The 23,033-nt window shown below is 64.6% G+C and carries 16 protein-coding genes; 10 read left to right on the top strand and 6 right to left on the bottom strand.

Annotated features, from left to right (window positions below; all coding sequences use genetic code 11):
• Window positions 1-39: 39 nt before the first annotated feature.
• Window positions 40-2,136, bottom strand: coding sequence for a GumC family protein (locus tag DPM33_RS34945; RefSeq protein WP_112102082.1), 2,097 nt, complete (start codon window positions 2,134-2,136; stop codon window positions 40-42).
• 201 nt (window positions 2,137-2,337) lie between these two features.
• On the opposite strand from DPM33_RS34945, the gene DPM33_RS34940 reads away from it, so the two are divergent.
• On the top strand, window positions 2,338-3,633 hold the full coding sequence (locus DPM33_RS34940; RefSeq protein WP_112102079.1) for a lipopolysaccharide biosynthesis protein: 1,296 nt from the start codon (window positions 2,338-2,340) through the stop codon (window positions 3,631-3,633).
• A gap of 138 nt (window positions 3,634-3,771) precedes the next feature.
• Here DPM33_RS34940 and DPM33_RS34935 read toward each other — a convergent pair whose 3' ends face one another.
• From DPM33_RS34935 to DPM33_RS34925, 3 genes are read right to left on the bottom strand one after another with little or no spacing between them, the layout of a single operon-like run.
• Window positions 3,772-4,695, bottom strand: coding sequence for a DUF6492 family protein (locus DPM33_RS34935; protein ID WP_112102077.1), 924 nt, complete (start codon window positions 4,693-4,695; stop codon window positions 3,772-3,774).
• Window positions 4,692-5,486 carry a WecB/TagA/CpsF family glycosyltransferase gene (locus DPM33_RS34930; protein ID WP_112102075.1) on the bottom strand — a complete coding sequence of 265 codons (795 nt, stop codon included), beginning with the start codon at window positions 5,484-5,486 and terminating at the stop codon, window positions 4,692-4,694. The genes DPM33_RS34935 and DPM33_RS34930 overlap by 4 nt, the downstream gene beginning before the upstream one ends.
• Window positions 5,483-6,655: a glycosyltransferase gene (locus tag DPM33_RS34925; RefSeq protein ID WP_112102074.1), complete on the bottom strand. Its 1,173-nt coding sequence runs from the start codon at window positions 6,653-6,655 to the stop codon at window positions 5,483-5,485. Before DPM33_RS34925 ends, DPM33_RS34930 begins: the two co-directional genes overlap by 4 nt.
• 169 nt (window positions 6,656-6,824) lie before the next feature.
• Here DPM33_RS34925 and DPM33_RS34920 point away from each other — a divergent pair, with 169 nt between their 5' ends.
• The 3 genes from DPM33_RS34920 to proC all read left to right on the top strand — a co-directional run bounded on the left by DPM33_RS34920 (window position 6,825) and on the right by proC (window position 10,007).
• Window positions 6,825-7,823, top strand: a complete 999-nt coding sequence (locus DPM33_RS34920; protein ID WP_112102072.1) for a glycosyltransferase family 2 protein — start codon at window positions 6,825-6,827, stop codon at window positions 7,821-7,823.
• On the top strand, window positions 7,792-9,111 hold the full coding sequence (locus DPM33_RS34915; RefSeq protein ID WP_112102070.1) for an O-antigen ligase family protein: 1,320 nt from the start codon (window positions 7,792-7,794) through the stop codon (window positions 9,109-9,111). Before DPM33_RS34920 ends, DPM33_RS34915 begins: the two co-directional genes overlap by 32 nt.
• Before the next feature lie 80 nt (window positions 9,112-9,191).
• Complete coding sequence (gene proC, locus DPM33_RS34910) at window positions 9,192-10,007, top strand: pyrroline-5-carboxylate reductase (protein WP_112102068.1); 816 nt, start codon at window positions 9,192-9,194, stop codon at window positions 10,005-10,007.
• Here proC and DPM33_RS34905 read toward each other — a convergent pair.
• Window positions 9,982-11,322: an NAD(P)H-dependent oxidoreductase gene (locus DPM33_RS34905; protein ID WP_112102066.1), complete on the bottom strand. Its 1,341-nt coding sequence runs from the start codon at window positions 11,320-11,322 to the stop codon at window positions 9,982-9,984. The two genes, proC and DPM33_RS34905, sit on opposite strands and share 26 nt — an antisense overlap.
• Window positions 11,323-11,519: 197 nt before the next feature.
• On the opposite strand from DPM33_RS34905, the gene DPM33_RS34900 reads away from it, so the two are divergent.
• The 5 genes from DPM33_RS34900 to DPM33_RS34880 all read left to right on the top strand — a co-directional run bounded on the left by DPM33_RS34900 (window position 11,520) and on the right by DPM33_RS34880 (window position 18,199).
• Window positions 11,520-12,290 carry an SDR family NAD(P)-dependent oxidoreductase gene (locus DPM33_RS34900; RefSeq protein WP_112102064.1) on the top strand — a complete coding sequence of 257 codons (771 nt, stop codon included), beginning with the start codon at window positions 11,520-11,522 and terminating at the stop codon, window positions 12,288-12,290.
• 352 nt (window positions 12,291-12,642) lie between these two features.
• Entirely contained in the window at window positions 12,643-14,091 is a 1,449-nt protein-coding gene (locus tag DPM33_RS34895; RefSeq protein WP_112102062.1) for a TolC family outer membrane protein, read from the top strand.
• Between the two features lie 39 nt (window positions 14,092-14,130).
• Entirely contained in the window at window positions 14,131-16,263 is a 2,133-nt protein-coding gene (locus DPM33_RS34890; RefSeq protein ID WP_112102060.1) for a type I secretion system permease/ATPase, read from the top strand.
• Between the two features lie 15 nt (window positions 16,264-16,278).
• Window positions 16,279-17,568, top strand: a complete 1,290-nt coding sequence (locus tag DPM33_RS34885) for an HlyD family type I secretion periplasmic adaptor subunit (RefSeq protein WP_112102059.1) — start codon at window positions 16,279-16,281, stop codon at window positions 17,566-17,568.
• On the top strand, window positions 17,558-18,199 hold the full coding sequence (locus DPM33_RS34880; RefSeq protein WP_112102057.1) for a ribbon-helix-helix domain-containing protein: 642 nt from the start codon (window positions 17,558-17,560) through the stop codon (window positions 18,197-18,199). The genes DPM33_RS34885 and DPM33_RS34880 overlap by 11 nt, the downstream gene beginning before the upstream one ends.
• 106 nt (window positions 18,200-18,305) lie before the next feature.
• On the opposite strand, the gene DPM33_RS34875 is transcribed toward DPM33_RS34880, so the two are convergent.
• Entirely contained in the window at window positions 18,306-19,250 is a 945-nt protein-coding gene (locus DPM33_RS34875; protein ID WP_112102055.1) for a transglutaminase-like cysteine peptidase, read from the bottom strand.
• Between the two features lie 323 nt (window positions 19,251-19,573).
• Here DPM33_RS34875 and DPM33_RS34870 point away from each other — a divergent pair.
• Window positions 19,574-23,033 (top strand): beta strand repeat-containing protein (locus tag DPM33_RS34870; protein ID WP_208648489.1); only part of this gene is annotated, 3,460 nt, incomplete at its 3' end.

Raw genomic sequence — 23,033 nt, 5'->3', positions numbered from 1 at the left:
CGCCGGCTCCGTCATTCGCGCCGCCACCGGCCGCGTCATTCACGCCGCCCCCAGCCGCGCCCTCCACGCCGCCGGTGGGGGGATCGGGGGTGAGGCAGGCGGCGGCGTGGAGGGCGCGGCTGGGGGCGGCGTGAATGACGCGGCCGGTGGCGGCGCGAATGACGGAGCCGGCGGTGGTGGGAAAGACGGAGCCGGTGGCTGCGGCGTGAAAGATGCTGCCGGCGGCGAGGCGACAGGCCGGGCCGGCGGCGGAGTGACAGGCGGGGCCGGAGGCGGCGTGACGAGCGGTGGCGATGGCGGCGGAGCCGCACGGTTGGAGGTGTTCTCCACCATGGGAGCACGCTCATCGACCCTGCGACGCGAGCGGCCATCGGCAGTCTCGCGCAGGCTCGCAAATATGCCGCGCAGCGCGCCGAGACCGATGCCGGCGAACAGGCCGGCAACCAGGCCGGCCACGGCCATCACGGCGCGCGACGGACCCTTGGCTTGCAGCGGCGCATAGGCGTCCGAAATGACGCTGATGTTGGCGGTGTTGATGTCCTTCTGCTCGCCGGTTTCCTTGGCACGCAGCAGGAACTGCTCGTAGACGGAACGCTTGGCGGCAGCCTCGCGCTCCAGCTCGCGCAGCGAGACCAGATTGTTGTTGACGTCGCCGCTCTGCACCTTGGCCTGCGCCAGGCGCGAGGAAAGATCCTGCTCGAGCTGGACCGAACGCTTCAGGTCGACCTGAAGCGAGGACGCTATGCGCTGCAATTCGGCGCCGATGCGCTCGCGCGCCCCTGCGAGCTGGGCGTTCAGAGCCTCGATCTCCGGATGGCGAGGCCCGAGCTTGACTTCGGCGCGGTCGGCTTCCTGCTTCAGCGCCGCATATTGCGAGCGCAGCTCGCTCATCATGTTGGAGTTGATTTCCTCGGGCAAAGTGCCGCTGAGGACCGAATTGACGTTCAGCGAGCGCGCCGAGGCGGCGCGCGCGTTGAGTTCGAGCGTGCGGGCGCGGGTGACCGAAAGCTGCTCGTTGAGCTTCAGCATCTGGTCGTCGCTGATCAGATGGCCCTGCGCGTCGACGAGGTCGTGCGTCGCCCTGTAGTCCTCGACGTTGCGTTCGGCCGTCTCGACGCCCTTGCGCAATTCATCGAGCCTGGAGGTCAGCTCGTCATTGGCGCGGCCCGCGGTGCTGGACTGGATCTCGCTGGAAATCTGCTTGAACGCCTTGACCATGGTGTTGGCGATCAGGGCGGATTTCTCGGCATTCTGCGTGGTGGCGCTGACCGAGACCACGAAGGTCTTGCCGCCGCGCTCGACGTCGAGACTGTCGGCCAGATTGCCGACCGCCAGCGCGCGCTTGCGCGCTTCGTCGGCGGGGCCGGCATCCTGGTGCGACAGGATCGAGCGAAGCGTCGACATCAGGCCGAGGCCGCCCGTGCCCTGGCCGTTGAACTCGGGGTCGTTGGTGAGATTGAGGTCGGTGACGACCTTGTTGAGAACGGTGCCCGAGGTGAGGATGCGGACCTGGTTCTCGACGATGGCGAGCGTCGCATCCGAGGCGACAACGTTCTGCGTCAGGTCGCGATCGGTGAGCTTGAGGTCGCGCGGGTCGACGATGACGTCTGTGGTGGCCTCGTATTTCTTCGGGGTCGACAGCGCGATGGCGACACCAAGGGCGGCGCCCAGGATCGTCGTCGATAGGATCAGCGCCTTCGATCGCGTGACGCCGTGAACGACCTGCATCGGGTCGATCAGCGGTTTCCATTCCTGGGAATCCTCGGCCGCGGATGGCCGGCTTGCATAACGAGGTTCGGGAGCCGCTTGCGGCTTATGGCTGCCCGCGGCCTCGTAGCCCTGGCCGGGCGAAGCGGGCCGATCTCTCCCCGCCCGGTCGTCCGCGGCTTCGACCGGATCCGCGTTCAGCAGAGCCTGATCGCGGCCAGGCTCGCCGGTATCGGTAGGCTGTGGATTTGATTTCGCCTCGCGCTCGGAACGCGCGGCGCGATGGCGCGCGGCGGCATCCTCGCGCCAGGAAGAGTCGGCCCGGTCGCCGATAGCGACCGTGTTGTTGTCCTCGCCGCGCATGGCCTGACCGAGCGCGAGCAGGGAACGCTCGCGCCTCCAGTCATCACGGTTATCCCTGTCAACCATTGTCCTGGAACTTACTCTCTGGCGGCTTGGGAGCGGCGGATCGGCCAATCGTTAAGTCACGCTAAACGGGCATAGGAAACAAACGGTTAATTTTGCATCCGTGCTCTCGCGGTTTCTTGCCGTGTTCGCGGCGTTTCAGCGCCGCCGAGGCGGCCGCCAGAACGCCGCGTTAAACTTTCCAGCCTATGTATCGCTCCCGACATGACCCAGGCCAGCGACATGCCGCAAAGGCGGACTTTCGCGCGGATCGGCCACTTGGTGGCCACCCGCCGGAAACTGGTACTCGACTATTTCTCGGCGATCAGCGGGGCCGGCGGCCGGCTGGTGTTTTCGCTCGCCTATTTCATCGCTTTGGCCAACACGCTGTCGATCGCCGAGTTCGGCATGTTCGCGACCGCCTCTGCCGCCGGCATCATGTTGTCGCGCATCCTGGCCTTCGGTTTCATCTCGGCGCTCTACCGCACGGCCACGATCCGCCCCAATCTGATCGGCACCTTCACCGCCGGCTTCCTGCTTCTCGGCATCTTGTCGCTGCCGTTCCTCGCCGCCGCCTCCTACATCGTCTACCTGATCTTCTTCGCCGGCACCGTGCCGCTGTCGGCCTTCGCCGCTGTGGTCTTCGCCGAGGCGCTGTTGTGGCGACCGGTCGAGGTGGCGCTGATCGTCAACAACGGGCTCGGCAAGTTCGGGCGGGCAGCCGTGCTCGCCATCCTGGCGACGGCGCTCAGGGCAATCGGCGCGGTGCTGTTCATGCTTGGCGCGCAGCACTCGATCGGCGTGTGGTCGTTGTATTATATCGGCGCCAACGCTGCCTCGCTCGTCGTCGCCTTCGTCTTCTTCTATCCGCGCCAGCGGCTGAGGCTGCGTGCCGAGCTTTACTTCCGGCGGCTCGCCGATTCCATCTATGTCGCCGGATCCGAAGTGCTGTTCTATCTGCAGATGGAGTTCGACAAGCTCCTGGTGCTGTCGATCGGCGGACCGCATCTGGCCGGCATCTACGCCATCATCATGCGGCTGGTCGATCTCACCGCGATCCCGATCCGCACCTTCTCGATGATGCTGGTGCAGCGCATGATGCGGGCGCCGGAGCTTCTGTCTCGGCTGGCGGTCAAGAGCGGCATCGAAGGCGGCGTCTTCCTGGTCTCGACACTGGCGCTCGTGTCGCTCGGCATCGTGCTGCACTTCTTCCCGAATGCGCTCGGCAGGAATGTCGCCGAGGCGGCGCCGCTGGTGGCGCTGGCGGTCTGCGTGCCGGGCTTGCGCAACCTCGTCGAATACCAGGCCGAGCTTCTCTTCGCGCGCGGCCAGACGGCGGTGCGGGCGATCAATCTCGGCCTGCTCGCCGGCCTGAAGGCGGTGCTTTTGATCTATGTGCTGACGACCATCCCCGACACCGCCGATCTGGTGCTGTCGCTCAACATCGTCTTCCTGCTGCTTTATGTCGCCTCGATGCTGCTGACCTACTCGGCGATGCGCCGGCCGGCCAAGGCGATCTGATTCAGGTCAGGCCGGCCTGACCTGAATCCCGCGTAGGCTAGAGCGTTTCACCGTTTCACGGAAACGGCGAGCCGCTCTATCTCTTTGTTTTGACGCAATTCCGGGCGGAAAACCGTAAACACTTTTCCTGGAATTGCTTTAGTCCAGCCCGATCAGGCGGCGGATGCGCTCGACATCGGTGCCGATGAAGGACTGCATGCCGATCGCCACCTGCTCCGGCGCCATGGCGTCGACGAAGCGGCGGAACGCCTCATCCGAGAGGGCCTCGCCGTTCCAGTGGACGTGGCAGAATTCCTCCGAACCGTGGAAATGGCCGGCGCCTTGAAGCACGTCGTCGACATAGCGGCCATAGATCATGCATTCGGAGAACTGGCGCGCCGAGCCGACGACGCCGACCCAGTCGCGGCCATGCACTTTCTCGATGCGCTCGCACATCGCGTTGACCGTCTCGCGGCGCCAGGCGATCAGCGTCGAGATGTAATCGTGGCTCGACGGATTGGCGGGATCGATGCCAAGTGCTGCGCCGGCATTGCGTGACCAGATGCGATGCTCGTCATGGCCATCGTTCGACAGCATGCCGTCGCGCCGGAACAGCCGCACCTTGCCGTCGTGCCAGAAGGCATCGGTGTCGAACGGCTTCACAAAGGTGACGTCGGAATCGCAGAAGACCAGCACGTCTTCCCTGGCGTGGCCGGCAATGGCGATGCGGCGCAACTGCTGGACGTGCCAGCCGCGCAATGGCTGCGTCCTGATGCTCAGCCAGATGCGGCGGCGAAAGCCGCTCAGCGGATCGTCGAAAGCATGCAGCCAGCGCGGCAGCAGGTCGCGTTCGTCGACGACGCTGCGGTGGCTGCCTTCCAGTTGGCGGAACAGCGCGACGTCGCGGTGCTCGGTGAGGATGTAGTGATGCGCCATGCCGGTGACGTGGCGGTCGATGGTTTCGCACAACAGCCGGCAGCGTTCGAAATCCGGCGCGTAGCTCGCGGTGACGATCGCGGCCATGGGCGCGCGCGGCAGCGGGTCGATCTTGGTGGCGGTATCCGGAACGAAGCGGCTGTTCACCGGCGCGCCTCCACCGGCCGTGGTCCCAGCGACAGCTTCTGCTTGACGACGCGCCACAGGAACACCGGATTGCCGACGATATAGCGCCGCCACAGGCGGCCGGGTTCGATCCAGAGTCGGAACAGCCATTCTAGCCGCAGCCGGCGCAGCCACAGCGGCGCGCGCGGCACCGATCCGCTCATGAAATCGAGCAGCGCGCCGACAGCGACCGGTAGCGTGCAGTGACGGCTGTCGATGTGCCGCTCGATCCACAATTCCTGACGCGGCACGCCCATGGCGACAAGCAGCACATCCGGCCGCAGTCTGGCGATGCGCTCAAGGATCGCCGGCTCCTCGGCGGCGGAGAAGAAACCGTCATGGATGACGACGAAATTGTGCTGCACGGCGAGCGTCGATAGCCTCGCGCACGCGGCTTCGGCATTGGCGCGCGTCGTGCCGAGCAGCGCCACCGTCAGCGGGTGCGACGAGGCCTGCAGGAAGGCCGGAATGAAGTCGGTGCCGTTGAGGTTGCTGGGGAACGGCGCACCGTAAAGCAGCTTCGCCGCCATGTCGACGCCGACGCCGTCCGGCAGGATGAGGAAGTTTTCCAGCGCCTCGGCAAAGACCGCATCGGTGCAGGCCAGGTTGGCGTTGTGGGCGTTGAGGAAGCTCACCTTGGTGAAACGACGCTCGTCGATCAGCCTGGTAAGCAAGGCTATGGCCTCGTCCCAGCGTATGGCCAGCACCGGAATGCCTAAAATGGTCTTCAGCGTGTCGAAGCCGAAGGCGGCGCGCGCGGTGTGCATGTTCATGCGGCCACCTCCTGCCTGACGGCGCCGAGCTGCTCCAGGCCGAGCCCGATCGCGGTGTCGAGCGCCGTCAACTGACGGCGATGGAAGGTGCTGCCGTCGACGTCGCGGACATTGGCCGCGGCCGCCTGGAGAGCGGCGGCGAAGGCGATCGGATCGTCGGTCACCACGCAATTGTCGGGGCGATAACCGATGCCGCGCAGCGAGCGGCTGGTGGCGACAGACGGCAGCCCCAGTTCGAAAGTCTCGATGGTCTTCAGCTGTACGCCGCTGCCGGCGGTGCTGATCAAGGGGATGACGGCGGCGCCGCGCACGAAGGCCTGCGCATCCGGAACCCTGCCGACGAAAGAAACGCCGGGATGCGCCGAGGTCACGCCGGAGGGCATGCTGCCGGCGATCCTGATGCGGAAATCCGGCTTCAGATGCGGCACCACCCTGGTCAGGAACCAGTCGAGCCCGATACGATTCGGCTGCCAGGTCCAGGTGCCGATCAGCGCGGCGTCGCAATCGATGGGGCGCTGCGCCTTGCCAGCCGACACCTGCGCGCGGGTCACCAGCGGCAAGACCGCCGAGCGCCTGTCGGAGGCGATGCCGAGCGCTAAGCGGTCTTCGTCGGCCAGCGTGAAGACGAAACGCGCGGCGCCGCAGAGGCGCTCTTCCATAACCTTGAGCAGCCTGGCCTCGCGGCGGAACATCCAGCGCTGGAACGCGCCGCCGGCCGCGGCGGCATTTTCCTCGGCCGAGCGATGCTCGACATTGTGCGCGACGAAGACGAATGGACGGCCGGCGAGCACCTTCTCGAAGGCACCGGCGAACTGCACCGAATTCAGGACATAGCCGTCGAAGGGACCGGCGCGCTCGATCGCATCGCGGACTTCGGTATCCGGGACGACGCGCAGCTTGACCGAGGAAAAGGTAAGGCCGGAGAGAACCGCCTTGCCCAGCCAGACAAGTTTTTGCAGCGGCGAAGCGCTTTCGGTGCGGACCTCGACGGCATCGAGAACGATGGTGTTCTGTGGATCGGACGGAGCCTTGCCCGGCCAGATGAAGCCGATCACCGTCACGCGCACGCCGGCACGCCGCAGCGCGTCGATGATCGCGGCGTTGGCAATCTCGTAGCCCGAGGCGAGAGCACCATCGGGCACGATCGATGTGGCGAACAGCAGATGCATCTCACCTATCCTTGGCTGCAGCCGGTAGCAAAACGCGGTGAAGTCTTGATTAAATGGCACCGTCAAAGGCCGAAGACCCGGCTTTTCCAACAGCCGGCCGCGAAGGTGATTAACGAAACGTTATCACCGCGATGCTATCGAGAGCGCAAACCCACGCTGCTGGAAACGGATGATCCCTTTGCCGTCCGACGCTTCTGTATCGATAGCCGGGCGGTCGCCGGGGCTTGCCGCCGAGGCCGTCGAGGCGGTCGTGACGCTGCCGACCTTCAAGCGGCCGCAGCAGGTGCTGGAGACCCTGGCCTCGCTCAAGGCGCAGCGGACCGGCCGGCGCTTCGCCGTCGTCGTCGTGGAAAACGAGACCGAGGCGCGCGAGGGCGCCAGCGCGGTGCTGCCGCTGTTCGAAAGCGGCGAGATGACGGGCATGGTGATCATCGCGCATGAGCGCGGCAATTGCAGCGCCTACAATGCCGGCTGGCAGACCGCGATCCTGCAGTTTCCCAACTTCAGGCACCTGCTGGTCATCGACGACGACGAGATCGCCGCGCCAGACTGGCTGGAGCGCATGTGCAAGGCCGCCGAGACGCTTCACGCCGACATCGTCGGCGGCCCGCAAGTGCCGGTCTTCGCCGATCCGAGCCACGCCAGGTGGGCCGAGCATCCAGTCTTTGCACCGCCCTATCGGGAAACCGGCCGCGTGCCGGCGCTTTATTCGTCAGGCAATCTGCTGGTGGGTCGCAACGTGCTGGCGGCGATGGGACCGCCCTTCCTCGACTTGCGGTTCAATTTCATGGGCGGCGGCGATTCCGACTTCCTCAGCCGTTCGGCGCAGAAAGGCTTCGTGCTCGGCTGGTGCGCGGAAGCAAAGGTCAAAGAAACCGTACCGGCCCGGCGCGTCGAGGCCGACTGGATCCGCGCCCGCAGCCTGCGCAATGGTGTTATCTCGACGCTGGTCGAAAAGAAGAAGCGCGCCGGCACGCCGCTTGCCGGCCTCAAGGTTTTCCTGAAAAGCCTGGCGCTGCTTGCCGCCTCGCCGCTGCGCGGCGCCATCCGGCTGGCGCGCACCGGCTCGCTGACGACGGGCCTCTATCCGGTCTATGTCGCGCTCGGCCGGGTGCTTGCCGAATTCGGATATGCCAATGAGCAGTACCGACAGCCTGAGAGGAATTGAGCGCGCGCCGCTCAGCGCCGCCTTCACCAGGGAAGGAGTCGCGACGGCTATCGCCGCGCTCCTGTTCACCGTCATCATCGTCTCGTTCCGGCCGTTCCAGCCGGCCGGCGCGGAACTGACAGGCGACGGCGGCGATATCGTCAACCAGCTCGGCTTCGGCTCGCTCGGCGCCGTCTCGATCTTCTCGCTGCTCGCTTTCGCCGATCCGCGAGTGGTGCGTTCGCTGGTCAGCCCGTCCTGGGCATTGTTGCTGGGCTTCTTCTTCCTGTCGGTGGTGCTGGCGACCGATCCGCCGACGGCGATGCGCGCGGCCTCCTTCACCATGATCGGCATCATCACCATGGCGACGATCCTGGTGCTGCCGCGCGACGCCGAGTCCCTTGCCCGCGTGGTCAGCTTCACTGCCGTGGTGGTCATCGGCCTCTCCTATATCGGCCTGATCGTCTTCCCGCACGAGGCGCTGCACACGGCCGACTCGCAGGAGCCCGAGCATGCCGGCCTGTGGCGCGGTGTGTTCACGCACAAGAACATCGCGGGGCCGGTGATGGCCTGTTTCAGCTTCGCCGGCCTCTATCTCTTCCGGCGCGGTCAGCGCTGGTGGGGGGCCGGCATCTTCTGCGCGGCCATGATCTTCATGCTGCACACCGGATCCAAGACCACGGCCGGACTGGTGCCGTTCTCGATCATGATCGTCGTGCTGCCCAGCCTCATCGGCATGCGGCTCGGCACGCCGATCCTGTTTGCGCTCGCCATCATCGCGACCGCCGTCGGCACGCTCGGTATCGTCTTCATCCCGCCGGTGAAGCATCTGGCGGCGATCTATTTTCCGAACCTGACCTATACCGGGCGTACGACACTTTGGGAGTTCGCCGGCGAGATGCTGGCGAAGAAGCCATGGACCGGCTACGGCTACGAGAGCTTCTGGGGAACGCCGCTGCTGCTCAACCAGGACCAGCCCTTCGACCGGCCCTGGGACATCCGCACCATCGTGCATGGCCATGACGGCTATCTCGATATCGCCGTGCTGATGGGCGTCCCGGCGCTCTGCGTCGCCGTCTACACCTTCCTGATAGCGCCTTTGCGCGATTACATGCGCATCCCGGCGCGCAAGGAAAACATCTTCCTCGGCGATTTCTTCATGATGGTGGTACTGTTCACGGCGCTGAACGGCTTCCTGGAAAGCTTCTTCTTCCATCGCGGCGATCCGGTCTGGCTGTTCTTCGTGCTGGGCGTGCTTGGCTTGAGACAAGTTTCGCTGCGGCCGATCCCGGTCCGCCTTCGCAACTGATCCTGGCCGAGAGGTCTGCGCCGAACTGGGCTTTCCCGCCGCTCCTCTAGCGTCTAAGGAGAGGCTTTGCGGAGGCTTTCATGACGATCAGGCTCGTTCTCGCCGGTTGCGGCAATATGGGTTACGCCATGCTCGCGGGATGGCTGAAATCCGCGAAGCTCGAGCCGTCGGCGGTGTTCGTGGTCGAACCCAATGCGGAACTGCGCCAGCGCGCCAAACATCTCGGCTGCCGCGCGACGGCCGACGCCGCAGGCATTCCTGCCGATGCAGTGCCCGATCTCGTCGTCATCGCGGTAAAGCCGCAGGTGATCCGCGAGGTGACGGCGCAGTACAAGCGCTTCGGCGACGGCAGGACCAGCTTTCTCAGCATCGCCGCCGGCACGCCGGTCGCGACCTTCGAGGAGATCCTGGGCGAGCTCGCGCCGGTCATCCGCTGCATGCCGAACACACCTGCTGCGATCGGCAAGGGCATGATGGTGGTCTTTTCCAACCCGCTGGTCTCCGACGACGTTCGCCGTTTCGTCGCCGAGCTGCTCTCGGCGAGCGGCGTCGTGACGACGATCGATGACGAGGGCCTCATGGATGCCGTGACGGCCGTCTCCGGCTCCGGCCCGGCCTATGTCTTCCACTTCATCGAGGCCCTGACGGTTGCGGCCGAAAAGGCCGGCCTGCCGACAGAGACCGCCAAGCTGCTTGCCATGCAGACTGTTTTCGGCGCCGCCTCGCTCGCCAGCGAGAGCGGCGAGGAGCCGGGCGTGCTGCGCCAGCAGGTGACCAGCCCCAACGGCACGACCGCCGCGGCACTTGCCGTGCTCATGGGCGGGGACCGGCTGACGAAACTCGTGACGGAAGCGGTGGAGGCGGCGCGACTCAGGTCGATAGAGCTGGGGAAGTAATCTTCGCGCCGTACAGCATCTCGTCCTGGAGCTGCCGCAAGGCGTAGAGCTTCGTCGTGCGGTCCGGCGCAGAATTCTCCGCCGTCAGCAACTCGCCTTTCCTGACAGGCTTCAGCACCTTGCCGCCTTCGAGCAGCCCGACCGGCAGGGCGCGGCTGGCGCGGGCATCGGCGACCGTCATGGTCCAGGAGCGATAGCAGGTCTCGCCGATGGCATCGAAGCTCTCGCCCACGGCGAGGTCGCGCTTGGCGACGGCGCAGACTTCCGCCACCGGCCTCGGCAGCGGCACCATGTCGGGCTTGCCTTGGAGCACGATGCGGGCGGCGGTCAGCGGCACTTCCAGCGAGGTCAGGTGGTAGGGCCGGAACAGGCCGTAGTAAGGGCCCTTGCCGACATGCAGATCATCCATGCGCTCGACGACGCGCGGATGCATCGCCTCGACGATGACGAAGACGCCTGGCGCCACGCCCTTGCCGATCGTGTAGTCGACCACGCCTTTCCTCGACAGCAGACCGCCATCCTCCTTCGGGATCAGCACCCTGGCCAGTTGGTCGCGATCGGCCTTGGGACCGTGCATGCCCGGAACATCCGGCACCAGGCCGGTGGCGTTGGCGATGGCGCACATCTCGACCATGGTTTTCGAACCGTCGACGAACTCGACCAGCATGCGCGGGTTCATGTTGCGGCGTTGCGCCTCCTCCCGGTAGTCGTCCGGGACGGCGTCGTGGTTGAGCGGATTGTTCTTGCCCTTGCCGGCCGAGACGATGGTCAGCCCAAGCGCCGAGGCGAATTCGATCAGTTCCATGCAGCTCGACGGCTCGTCGCCCGCGCCGACCGAATAGACGACGCCCAACCGGTCGGCCTGCTGCTTCAGGTAACAGCCGATGGTCACGTCGGCCTCGACATTCATCATCACCAGATGCTTGCCATGCTCCATGGCCATCAGGTCGAAATCGGCGGCGACGCCCGGTTTTCCCGTGGCGTCGATGACGACGTCGATCAACGGGTTGGTGACCAGCATCTCGTTCGAGGTGATGGCGATCCTGCCGCCCTCGATCGCCTGGGTGACCTTGGAGGCGGTTTCGGCCTCGGCTGCCATTGCCTCGTCGCCATAGGCGATACGGATCGCCTCACGGGCGGTATACGGGCGCCGCGTGGAAATAGCCGCGATCGAAATGCCCGGCATCAGCATGCCCTGCGTGACCAGATCGGTACCCATCTCGCCGGAGCCGATGACGCCTATGCGCACCGGCCTGCCCTCGGTGGCTCGTTTGGCGAGGTCGCGCGCAAGTCCGGTCAGGGCGACATTGGTCATGCAACAAGGTCCACGCTTTGCTTCCGGCTCGCATTACAGCGACGATCGCGGTTTGCCAACCAAAGCAGACGGGCATGGCGATTTCTTGGGCATGCTTTGCAAAGCCGCAGCAGATTTTCCCCAGCAAGGCGCGACCTTCTGGCTTTCGCGGCGCGACCGGTTAATGTCGGACCAGCTGACGCGGGGAGAGGCTGGAAATGACCGATTTCACGCCAAAATTCGATCTGAACGGCAAGGTGGTGCTGGTCACCGGCGCGACGCGCGGCATCGGCCGCGCCTGCGCGCTCGCCTGCGCCGGCTCCGGCGCAGACATGGTCGTCGGTGTGCGCAGCGCCACCGACGGCAAGGACCTCGTCGCCGAGATCGAGCGCATCGGGCGCAAGGCGCTGGCCGTGCACATGGACCTGACAGATCTCGCCACGGTGCGCAGTGCCGTGGCGCAGGCGCATGCCACCTTCGGGCGCATCGACGTATTGGTCAACAATGTCGGGCTCGGGCCGGAAAACCTGGCCGAGAACGTCACCGAGGCGGATTTCGACCTCACCGTCGACGTCAACCTCAAAGGCACGTTCTTCACCACACAGGCAGTCGGCCGGCTGATGATCGCGCGGAAATCCGGCCGCATCATCAACATCAGCTCGCAAGCCGGCACGGTGACACTGAAGGGCGAGGCGATCTATTGCATGTCGAAGGCCGGGATCAACCATCTGACCCGCTGCCTCGCGGCCGAATGGGGGCAGCACGGCATTGCCGTCAACAGCGTCGCGCCGACCTTTATCTGGACCGACGGCACCCGGCCCTCGCTCGCCGACAAGGATTTTCACGCCCATGTGCTGGGCCACATCCCGCTCGGCCGTATCGGCGACCCGATCGATGTGGCCGGGACGGTGGTGTTCCTGGCGTCGCCGGCGGCGTCGCTGATCACGGGCGCCAATATTCTCGTCGACGGTGGCTGGTCGGTGGCTTAGGCATTTATCCACAGACTAGAGCCAAATCCTTGCGGCTCGATCGGTCGGTCGCGTTGCTGAAATATGCCTTGCGCGTGGCGGCCTTACGAATCTTCATCGGTTCCAGATCATTAACCATAGTGGCCTGTTTCGGGCCGAGGACCCCTCGCCTGGGAGACCCGGTTTCTGTGCCATTTTTGCTACAGGCCCCGGCACTAATGGCCGGAATCACACTTTTAAGAGGTGCCTAATCCATTATGCACTCACATCCACGAAAAATCTGATAGATACTCGCCGAAAGCTCCGGTGGCAGGCTTGGGCAAAATAAGCGCCAATAAAAACACAATGGCGCGGGGATAGTCACGGGGTAGAAATGACCAGGACGGGTAAAGTTACCGTCGGCTGGCGGTTTGCGCTTGCCATTACGGTGTCGATGCTGGCTTGCAGTAGCGCCAGCGCACTCACGCTCAAGGAAGCCGTTGCCGTCGCCGTGGAATCCAATCCAGAGATTGGACAGGCGATCGAAAACCGCGAAGCGATTGAATTCGAGCTGCGTCAGGCAAAAGGCCTGTATCTTCCCAGCGTCGATCTGGAAGCGTCGACCGGGGTACGCCGCCTGGACAATGACACAAGGCGCGTGCTCGGCGAATCTCACGACGCTCTCTATCCCAACGAAGCCGACCTCACCGTCTCGCAGACGCTCTATGACAGCGGCGCAAGGCGGGCCGAACTGAGCCGCCAGGCCTCGCGCGTCGACGGCGCCTCCTTCCGGGTTCTGGAGCGGTCGGAGTTCATCGGGCTCGCGGTCGTCCAGGACTATCTGGAATACATGCTGCAGGCTTCGATCGTGGCCGAGGCCAAGAAGAACCTGGGCTTCCATCAGTCCATCCTCAGCGACATCAAGCAAGGCATCGCGGGCGGCGCGCTCAACGACGCCGACCGCCAGCAGGCCGAGGAGCGCCTCTTTGCCGCCAAGGCGCGGATGCAGGAAGCGACCGAAGAACTCGAGGCGGCCAAAATCCGCTTCTTCAAGAATGTCGGCAAGCCGCTGACCAGCGCGTCGCGACCGGCCGATGTCTCAGCCGCCCTGCCGCGGTCGCTGGACGATGCGATCGGGCTCGCCAGGCAGAACAATCCGCGCGTCCACATGGCCAACAGCGACATCGACGCGGCCGCTTCGCTGGTCGATGCGGCGCGGGCGAAATACGGCCCGACGATCACGGCCGAGGGTGTTGCCCGAGGCGGATATGACATCGACGGCGACAATGGCGACGCGAGCGACCTGCAGGCCCGGGTGGTGCTGCGCTGGAACCTCTATCGCGGCGGCATCGACAAGGCCAACGAGCAGGAGCAGATCCGCCGCACCAGCGAGCAGCGTCTTGCGCTGCATCAGGTGCAGCGTGAGATCGAGGAAGCCGTCCGCACATCCTGGGACCGCCGCTTCCGACAGGCCGACCTTGCAAAGACGCTGCGGCAGCAGGCGGCCACCAATGAAAAGCTGGTCGCCTCCTATCGCGAGCAGTTCAAGGTCGGGCAGCGCTCGCTGCTCGATGTGCTCGATGCCCAGAACACGCGCTTCAACACCGCAACGCTGGCCGACACGTCGTCCTACGCGTCGCTGTTTGCGGAATACCGGTTGCTGGCCGCAACCGGGGAATTGCTGAAGACGCTCAACATCCAGCCGGCCAAGCAGTCGGACGCCTATGCGCGGACGGAGTTCGGCGTGCCGGCAACGGCCGACACCGAGACCTACGCGCGGACGCCGTCCGAACAGAAGAACGATCTGCCGTTCGACATTCTTGCGCCGGTAAGGAAGAAGTAGCTAATGTAAGCATCGATCTTACGTCCTTCGGGGCAGATCGTGAACCAGCAACCGAACATCCTTTCGCCCAAGGAGGCTTTCAAAGCCTGCTTCTGCGCTGTTGCGGCCTATCTCGGCAGGCCGAGCGCGGAAACCGTGCTTTTCGCCGGCGTGCCGATTTCGGATTCCCGCATCGAGCCGGACGAAATCCGCCACCTGGCCGAACGCATCGGCCTCGAAGTCCAGGATTTCAACAATCGCGATTTCTTGCGCGGCCGCTTCGATCTTCCGGCTATCGTCTTCCGCGTCAGCCAGTTGCCGGTCGCTCTGCTGGCGGAAATGGAGGGCGGGCAATATCTGACGGCGCCGCAGGAAAACGGCCGCACCAAGATCGACAGATCGGAACTTGCCGAAAGCTATATCAGCGGCGGCACGTCCTTCTCGATCACCTATGCCAACACGGCGGAAGAGATGACGGTCGGCACCGCCGCGCGGATCGAAAGGCGTCACTGGCTTACCGGCACCATGGGGGCGTTCTGGCGCACCTATTCGAAGGTGGTGCTGTCGGCGGTCTTCATCAACCTGCTGGCGATCGCCTCGCCGATCTTCACCATGAACGTCTACGACCGCATCCTGCCGAACAAGGCGATCGCCACGCTGTGGGTGCTGGCGATCGGCATCGGCGCGGCCATCCTGTTCGACCTACTCCTCAAGACGGCCAGGGCGTCGCTGATCGACTACGCCGGCCGCAAGGCGGACCTGCGGATTTCCTATCTGCTGTTCGAGAAAGTGCTGAACTCCTCGCTTTCGGCCCGGCCCGGCTCGACCGGCGAATATGCGAACCGTGTCACGCAGTACGAATTCGTGCGCGAGTTCTTCACCTCCAACACCATCAGCGTCTTCATCGACACGCTCTTCGTCTTCCTCTTCTTGGCTGTGATCTACGCCATCGGCAGTTGGTTGGTGATCATACCGGCGCTTGCCTTCGTCATCTCCGTCATCGTCGGGCTGGTCACGCAGCGGCGGATCGGCAAGCGGGTCGCCGCCTCGATGAACGAGGCCTCGCAGCGTCAGGCCCTGCTGGTCGAATCGATTTCCACGCTGGAGACGATCAAGTCGCTGCGCGCCGAGGCCTACCTGTTGCGCAAATGGGGCGAGCATTCGAAGAACGCGGCCAACACCTCGGAGAAGATCAAGGAGCTCTCGGCGGCGGCCGGCAACATCACCGGCGCCATCCAGCAATTCGTGACCGTCGCCCTGGTTGTGGCCGGCGCCTATGCGTTCTCGGAAGGGCAGGTCTCGACAGGCGCCATCATCGGCACCGTCATGCTCGCCGGCCGGGCCGTTGCGCCGCTCGGCCAGATCGCCATCACGCTTGCCCGGTTCCGGCAGGCCATGCTGTCGCTCAGGATCATCAACACGATCATGTCGCAGCCGGAGGACCGCCCGGACACGGTCGGCTTCGTCAACCGGCCGATCCGCAGCGGCGCGCTCGTCTTCAAGAATGTCGGCTTCGCCTATCCGGGTACCGAGAACGAGGTTCTGAGCGGGCTCAACATCGCGGTCAGACCCGGCGAGCGCATCGGCATCATCGGCCGCATCGGCTCCGGCAAGACCACGATGGGCCGGCTGATCGGCCGGCTCTTCCTGCCGACGTCGGGAGAGCTGCTGCTCGACGGCATAGATATCCGCCAATACCACCCGTCGGAGGTTCGCGCCGCGGTCGGCATCGTCGCGCAGGCCGGCGATCTGTTTTCGGGAACCATCAAGGAAAACCTTTTGATGGCGGCGCCGGAAGCGACCGACGAGGAGATCATCGACGCGGCGAAAGCCGCGGGCGTCGATGACTTCGTCTCGCGGCATCCGCGCGGCTACGACATGAATGTCGGCGAGCGGGGCACCAATCTCTCGGGCGGACAAAGGCAGGCGGTGGCAATCGCGCGACTGCTTTTGACCAAGCCGAAGATCGTCTTCCTCGACGAGCCGTCGGGTTCGATGGATCTCGCTTCCGAACGGCAGCTGATCAAGCAGCTCAAAGTGGCGTTCGAGCGCGACACGACGCTGATCGTGTCGACCCATCGTTACAGCATGCTCGAACTCGCGGACCGCCTCATCGTCATTGATCAAGGCCGCGTCGTCGCGGACGGGCCAAAGGAACAAGTCATCCAGGCATTGCAGAAGGGCAATGCCTGACCGGAACGTACAGACATGCTTGCAAAGGAAGATCGCCCACCCCTTTTCGCCTCGGCGTCCGTCTATATCGTCGGAGCGCTGTTCGTGTGCTTCACGGCCTGGGCATCGTTTGCCGAGGTCGATGAGATCGCGCGCGGCGAAGGTAAGGTGATACCCGCCTCGAAGACGCAGATCATCCAGGCCAGCGAACCCGGCGTGGTGCAGGAGATCGCCGTCAAGATCGGCCAGACGGTCAAGAAGAACGACCTGATCATCCGTCTCGACAACTCGGGCAATACGTCGAGCCTTGGCGAAGAGAAGGCCAAGGCGCGAGCGCTGCAGGCGCGCATCGCGCGGCTGCAGTTCGAGCAGAGCGGCAATGTCGAAGGGGCATTCCCCTGCCCTGCGGAAATCCGGAAGGTCGCGCCGGAAATCTGCGACAACGAGCAAAAGCTGCTCGTCGCGCGCCGTGACAATTTCGAGGTGAAGCTGTCCGTTCTCAAATCGCGCCTCGATCAGCGCGAGAAGGAACTGGACGAGGCCAACGCCAATGCCGATCGCCTGGCCAAGAGCCTTGCCGTCACCGACCAGGAAGCGGCGCTGGTCGAACCGATGGTCAAGAAAGGCCTGATGGCCAGGACCGAACAGATCCGCGTCGAGCGGGAACAGACCGACCTTCACGGGCAGCTGACCCTTGCCGGCGAGACGATCAAGAAGAGCCAGGCGGCAATCACCGAAGCGCAGCTTCAGGTGAACGAACTGGGCGTGCAGTTGCAGCAGGAAGCACTGAGCGACCTGACGCAGGCGCTCGCTGATCTTTCCGTGGTCGACGAAACCATCCGCGGCGCCACCGACAAGGTGGCGCGCACCGACATCCGCTCGCCGGTCGACGGCATCGTCAACACGCTCGACATCAACACGCTCGGCGCCTTCGTGCAGCCGGGCGCGGTGGTGGCCGGCATCGTGCCAACCTCCGAGACACTGCTGGTCGAAGCACGGGTTTCGCCGCGCGACGTCGCCTTCATCCAGCCGGATCAGGAGGCGCTGATCAAGGTCACGGCCTATGACTTCTCGATCTTCGGCGGCATCGAGGGCAAGGTCTCCAACATCACCGCCGACAGTCTTGTCGACCAGAAGACGGGCGAGCCTTACTATCAGGTGCGCGTCGCGACCGAGAAATCGACGCTGACGAGGAACGGCAAGACCTATTCGATCATCCCCGGCATGATCTGTTCGGTCGACATCAAGACCGGGCGCAAGACGATCCTCAACTATCTGTTGAAGCCCATCAACAAGGCGCGCCAGGAGGCGATGAGTGAGCGATAGCGCCACCCAGCCCGACACGCCGCGCGAACGGCTGCTGCCGTCGCTCGTGGCCGAGGATTTCGGCCCGGAGTTCCGGGTCGTGGCGCGCGGCGGCGTGCGTCGGGGCATCCGGCTGGAACGCGCCTTCTGGGTATCGCTGAAGCACATGGCGGAAAGCCGCAAATGCACGATCGGCATGCTGGTCGAGGAGATCGCAGAACAGCATCCCGACCAAGGCAATCTCACCTCGGCGATCCGCGTTGCCTGCATGCGCGGCCTTGCAGAGGAAAGCATGGAGCTGCGCAAGCTCGCTTCGATCCGCACGATCAATGCGATTCTGATCGCCTGCCCCTCGCCCGCGTTCGCGCTGTCCTCGTCGAAGAAGATCCTGGCCTTCAACACGCCGTTCCAGCAACTGGTCAGGCGTCAATTGCCGAGCGCGCCAGGCGAGGATGGGCGGCAGGACCTGAAGCTGGCGCTCGACCTCAACGTTCCCGACATCTTCGCCCGGCTCGACGCCAATGGCGACACGCCGGTCAGCACCGGCTTCGTCATCGGCGCCGGCGAGCGCCGCTATCGCGGCCAGCTCAGCGCCGTGCGGGCGCCAGTCACCGAGCCCGAACTGCTGATGGCTTTCGTCTTCAACGGCTAGGGCAATTCCGGGAAACGCGCATAGCGGCTTTCCCGCCCTGAATTTGCGAAAGAACCGAGAGATAGAGAAAGTTCAGCGTTTGCGCGAAACGCCGAACCGCTTCGGGTTACTGCCTCAGGCTCGTAGCGACCGATGGTTCCGGCGAGCCTTCGCCGGGCGCCACCGTCGCGAAGCCGCCGGCGATATCGGCCATCTGCGCACCGGACTTCGAGCCATGGATCCAGGCGCGATCGGTGCTGAAGGAATAGAGGGGAACATAATCGGGTAGATCGCTGTCGCGCATGACGGCGTTGCCGAGGCTGTCGAGGATGAAGGCGCCGCTTCCGGTGCTCACCGACAGAACGGCATGGAAGAACTTGCGGCGGCGATCCTGGAGTACCACGAGCGACATGCTCTGCGCCGGAATCCCGGCGCGCAGCAGCGCCGCCATCTTCAGTATGGCAAAATCCTCACAATCGCCGGCGCGATGTTCGAGGACTTCGGAGGGTTTCGCCCAATAGTCGAGCTTGCCGTAGACGACGCTGTCCTTGCGATAGGCAATCAGGCGGTTGATGCTGCTGTTGACGAAGGAGAGCTTCTCGCGAAAACCCTTGTTGGCGGCAATGTTGATGATCTCCGTGAAAGCCGGGCTTTCGCGGTCGCAGGGGCTGCCCGCGGTGCAATCGACAATGGCCTTGTAGACCGGAGCCCAGCGCGCCGCGACCGGGAAGTTGCGCATCGACAAAGCGACGGAACCGAAAACGCCGGGGATGATCGCGGCAGTGTGGATCGGGTCGATGCCGGCATCGGCCGTGGCGGTCGAGACGTCATCAAGTGCCGGCGCATAGCCAGCCGAAACATCGGCGATCCGGTATGGGGCGGCCGGCCGCCAGGATTGCGGGCGGGCCAGTGAAACGCCACCCAAGCTGGCCGGCGCGAGCACCATCTGCGGGGCCGGATCCGCAGCCGAATTCGCACTCGCCGACGATGGATTTGCCAGACCGGCAAGGCCGATCGCCAGCAAGAGAACCTTGATCCCCGCCATCCCCGGGGCTGCTTTTTGTATTTTCATAACGCCCACCTTTGACTGTGGACGCTACCAATCTTGTCTCAAATTATCGGAAAGGAAGGTGGGTAAGTTTCCGCGAATCAGTTTATTCTATTTTCCATAAAATTTTATTCAAATTTATACTTCCATTTACCAGACCGGCGTCGCACCTCGCAGCCAATCCTACATCCCTTAAGAGAATGCATATCTGGATATATCATCAGGATTTACCAAGTGTAAAAAATGCGATTCTCTACATATTGCAATATATGAAATAGATTGAAGGTCTGTTGCAAAGTCCGGGCCCCGCATGTCTCTTTCCGGGAAATGCCGGAGGGGCTTTAGCTATGACGAACAATATCGAATTCGACGCCGTTTCAAATTCGTGGGACGAGCACACCAGCGCTGGTGAAAACCATATCCCGACGGGGGTCCAGGTCGCGGCAAGCGGCCAGGCGGCAAGTGAGCCCGTGCCGGTCGATGTCGGCAGCGGCGCGCCGGCGCAAGGCGGGGCCAATGCTCAAGGGGCAAACCAGCCGGCGGGCGATGCGAACGCTCCGGCCTCCAATGCTCCGGCTTCCAACGCAGGAAACGCCCCAGCAGGCAACGCCCCGGCGGCGAATGCCGCGGCTACGAATGTCCCGCATGAATATCACGCCGAAGCCGGCAATGTCGTGAAGCTCCCGGCCAATGTCTCGATCGACAACATCAAGGTCGACGGGCACAACCTCGTGCTCCAGCAGCCCGACGGCTCCGAGATCGTCATCAAGGACGGCGCGCTGAACGTGCCGACCTTCATCATCGGCGACGTCGAGGTGCCGCGCGTCGCCCTGATCGCCGCTCTCGAGGCAAGCCATGTCGATGTCGCCTTCGGCGCCGACGGCTCGATCTCGGCCGGCGGCAACGGCTCGCCGAGCAGCGCGGGCGGAAATTTCGAACAGCCTCCCGGCGGCATCGGCGACGGCTTCGGACTTACCGCCCTCCTCCCGCCGACCGATCTGTCGTTCGGCCAGCCGGAGCACCGCGACCTGTTCCCGGGTCTCGTGCGCGAGAATTCCACGCCGACGATCATCGACCTGACGCCTTCGGTCGATGGCGGCGACACCACCGTCAACGAGAAGGGCCTGGAGACCGCCGGCGCGACGGGGTCCGGCGAAGCGGGCACCAGCGCCGCGGTCGACGACGACCCCTCCGAGCACAACACCGGTACCTTCACCATCAATTCGCCGGACGGCATCGGTTCGGTGAACATCAACGGGCAGGTTATTTCGGCCGCCGAGCTCGCCAACAGCGGATCGACGCCGATCGACATCACGACGCCGCTCGGCAACACGCTGACCATCAACGGCTACGACGCCGCCACCGGCCAGGTGAGCTACACCTACACGCTGCTGCACAGCGAGCCTCACCCCGGCGCGGGCACCGATTCCATCTTCGACAACATCACGGTGACGGTCACCGACGGCAACGGCGACGTCTCGCTTCCCGGCACGCTCTCGGTCCAGATCGTCGACGACGTGCCGACGGCGAACCCAGACGCCAACAGCGTCGCGGCGGGCAGCCACGCGGAGATCTCGGGGAATGTGATGACGGGCGCCGGCGAGACCGACCCGTCCACGAGCGCGGACGTCAAGGGCGCCGACGGCGCCAGCGTGACCTCGGCCTATGGCACGGGTGCGCCGCAGGATGTGACATCCGCCGTCACCGGCACCACCATCGCGGGCCAGTACGGCACGCTGACGCTCTATTCGGACGGCCACTACACCTATGACCGCGCGGCGAACACGCCCGGCGGCGTGAGCGACGTGTTCCACTACACGCTGACGGACGGCGACGGCGACCAGTCGAACACCACGCTGACGATCAACATCGGCAACGAACCGCCGACGCTTGGCGACATCCCGGCCGCGGGCGCTGCCGGCGCGATCGTCTACGAGGCGGGACTGGCGAGCGGTACGCTGCATGACGGCTCGAACGCGGTGAGCGGCGCGATCGGCTTCACCTCGCAGGATGGAGTGAACTCCGTAACGCTGGGTGGCCATGCGCTGTCGAGCGACTCAGGCAACCCGACGACGTTCACGGATCCCACCACAGGCGGCGCGGTGAGCGCTTGGTACGAGTACAACAGCGCCACCGGCGCCGGCACGATTCATTACAGCTACACGCTGACGACTGACTACCACAGCGCCACGGGCGGCGACGGCGCCAATACGGAAGCGGCGCCCAGCTTCCAAGTCGTCGTGACCGACCTCGATAGCCAGCCCGCTACCGGCAACCTGGTGATCAATGTCATCGACGACGTGCCGACGGCGCACAACGACACGGATGCCGCACAGTCCGGCGAGACGGTGTCGGGCAATGTCGAGACCGGCGCGAGCACCCATGGCGCCGGAGCGGCGGACACCTCCGGAGCGGACGGCATCGCATCGATCGCCTGGACGGGTTCGGTGACGAGCAACGGCGTGACGACGGTTACCGGCGCGCATGGCGTGCTGACGGTCCTCGCCAATGGCGATTACAGCTATCAGGCCAACCCGAACACGCCGACCGGCACCGACGTCTTCAACTACACGATCACCGACGGCGACGGCGACAATTCGCCGGCAACGCTGACGATCACAGTGACCAACGGCCAGCCGCAGATATCGCCGGCGGCCGCCACCGTCGACGAAGCGGGCATCGACACGACTCCGCCAGCCGGCGACCTGGGACCGGGGACGGTGAACGGCTCGCATGCGGGCGATGGCTCGGAGACCACCACGGGTACGCTGACGTTCTCGGATCCCGACGGCGCGACCGTGACCGGTGTTCAGGCCGGCAACATCGGCAGCGATGTGACCGGCAATGTCGGCACGAACATCAACGGGACGTATGGCATCCTGCATCTCAACGCGGACGGCACCTACACCTATACGCTGACCAATCCGGAAGCCAATGCCCCAGCGGGCAACGACGGCACCAACGTGCAGCCCGGACAGGATGTGTTCACCTATACGGTGAAGGACAGCTTTGGGAACACCAGCACCTCCACGATCACGATCTCGATCAAGGACGACGTTCCGACGGCGCATAACGACACGGACGGTGCGCAGTCCGGCGAGACGGTGACGGGCAATGTCGAGCTCGGCACGAGCACGCATGGCATCGGCGCCGCGGACACCGCCGGAGCCGACGGGATCGCGTCGATCGCCTGGACGGGTTCGGTAACGAGCAATGGCGTCACGACGGTAACCGGAGCGCATGGCGTGCTGACGGTCTACGCCAATGGCGATTACAGCTACCATGCCAATTCGAACACGACAGCCGGTAATGACGTCTTCAACTACACGATCACGGACGGCGACGGCGACACCTCGCCCGCGACGCTGACGATCACCGTGACCGGCGGCCAACCGCTGGTGACGGCAGAGGTCGCTGCAGTCAACGAAGCGGGCATCGACATGACGCCGCCGGCCGGCGACCTGGGACCGGGGACGGTGGACGGCTCGCATGCGGGCAACGGCTCGGAGACGACGACGGGCACGCTGACCTTCTCGGATCCCGACGGCGCGACCGTGACCGGTGTTCAGGCCGGCAACATCGGCAGCGACGTGACAGGCAATGTCGGCACGAACATCAACGGGACGTATGGCATCCTGCATCTCAACGCGGACGGCACTTACACCTATACGTTGACGTCGCCGGAAGCGAACGTCCCGGCGGGCAATGATGGCGCCAATGTGCAGCCCGGGCAGGACGTGTTCACGTTCACCGTGACCGACGGCCTTGGCAATACATCCACGTCGACCATCACGATCAATATCACGG

The organism is Mesorhizobium hawassense (assembly GCF_003289945.1).
GTDB classification, from domain to species: Bacteria; Pseudomonadota; Alphaproteobacteria; order Rhizobiales; family Rhizobiaceae; genus Mesorhizobium; species Mesorhizobium hawassense.
Note: the sequence above shows the minus strand (reverse complement) of the source record. Positions and strands in the feature narration are given on the sequence as shown.

Excerpts from the sequence above, each read along its gene's own strand:
- DPM33_RS34945 (WP_112102082.1), bottom strand. The coding sequence starts at position 2,136 with ATGGTTGACAGGGATAACCGTGATGACTGGAGGCGCGAGCGTTCCCTG.
- DPM33_RS34940 (WP_112102079.1), top strand. The coding sequence starts at position 2,338 with ATGACCCAGGCCAGCGACATGCCGCAAAGGCGGACTTTCGCGCGGATC.
- DPM33_RS34930 (WP_112102075.1), bottom strand. The coding sequence starts at position 5,486 with ATGAACATGCACACCGCGCGCGCCGCCTTCGGCTTCGACACGCTGAAG.
- DPM33_RS34925 (WP_112102074.1), bottom strand. The coding sequence starts at position 6,655 with ATGCATCTGCTGTTCGCCACATCGATCGTGCCCGATGGTGCTCTCGCC.
- DPM33_RS34920 (WP_112102072.1), top strand. The coding sequence starts at position 6,825 with ATGATCCCTTTGCCGTCCGACGCTTCTGTATCGATAGCCGGGCGGTCG.
- DPM33_RS34915 (WP_112102070.1), top strand. The coding sequence starts at position 7,792 with ATGAGCAGTACCGACAGCCTGAGAGGAATTGAGCGCGCGCCGCTCAGC.
- proC (WP_112102068.1), top strand. The coding sequence starts at position 9,192 with ATGACGATCAGGCTCGTTCTCGCCGGTTGCGGCAATATGGGTTACGCC.
- DPM33_RS34905 (WP_112102066.1), bottom strand. The coding sequence starts at position 11,322 with ATGACCAATGTCGCCCTGACCGGACTTGCGCGCGACCTCGCCAAACGA.
- DPM33_RS34900 (WP_112102064.1), top strand. The coding sequence starts at position 11,520 with ATGACCGATTTCACGCCAAAATTCGATCTGAACGGCAAGGTGGTGCTG.
- DPM33_RS34895 (WP_112102062.1), top strand. The coding sequence starts at position 12,643 with ATGACCAGGACGGGTAAAGTTACCGTCGGCTGGCGGTTTGCGCTTGCC.
- DPM33_RS34885 (WP_112102059.1), top strand. The coding sequence starts at position 16,279 with ATGCTTGCAAAGGAAGATCGCCCACCCCTTTTCGCCTCGGCGTCCGTC.
- DPM33_RS34875 (WP_112102055.1), bottom strand. The coding sequence starts at position 19,250 with ATGAAAATACAAAAAGCAGCCCCGGGGATGGCGGGGATCAAGGTTCTC.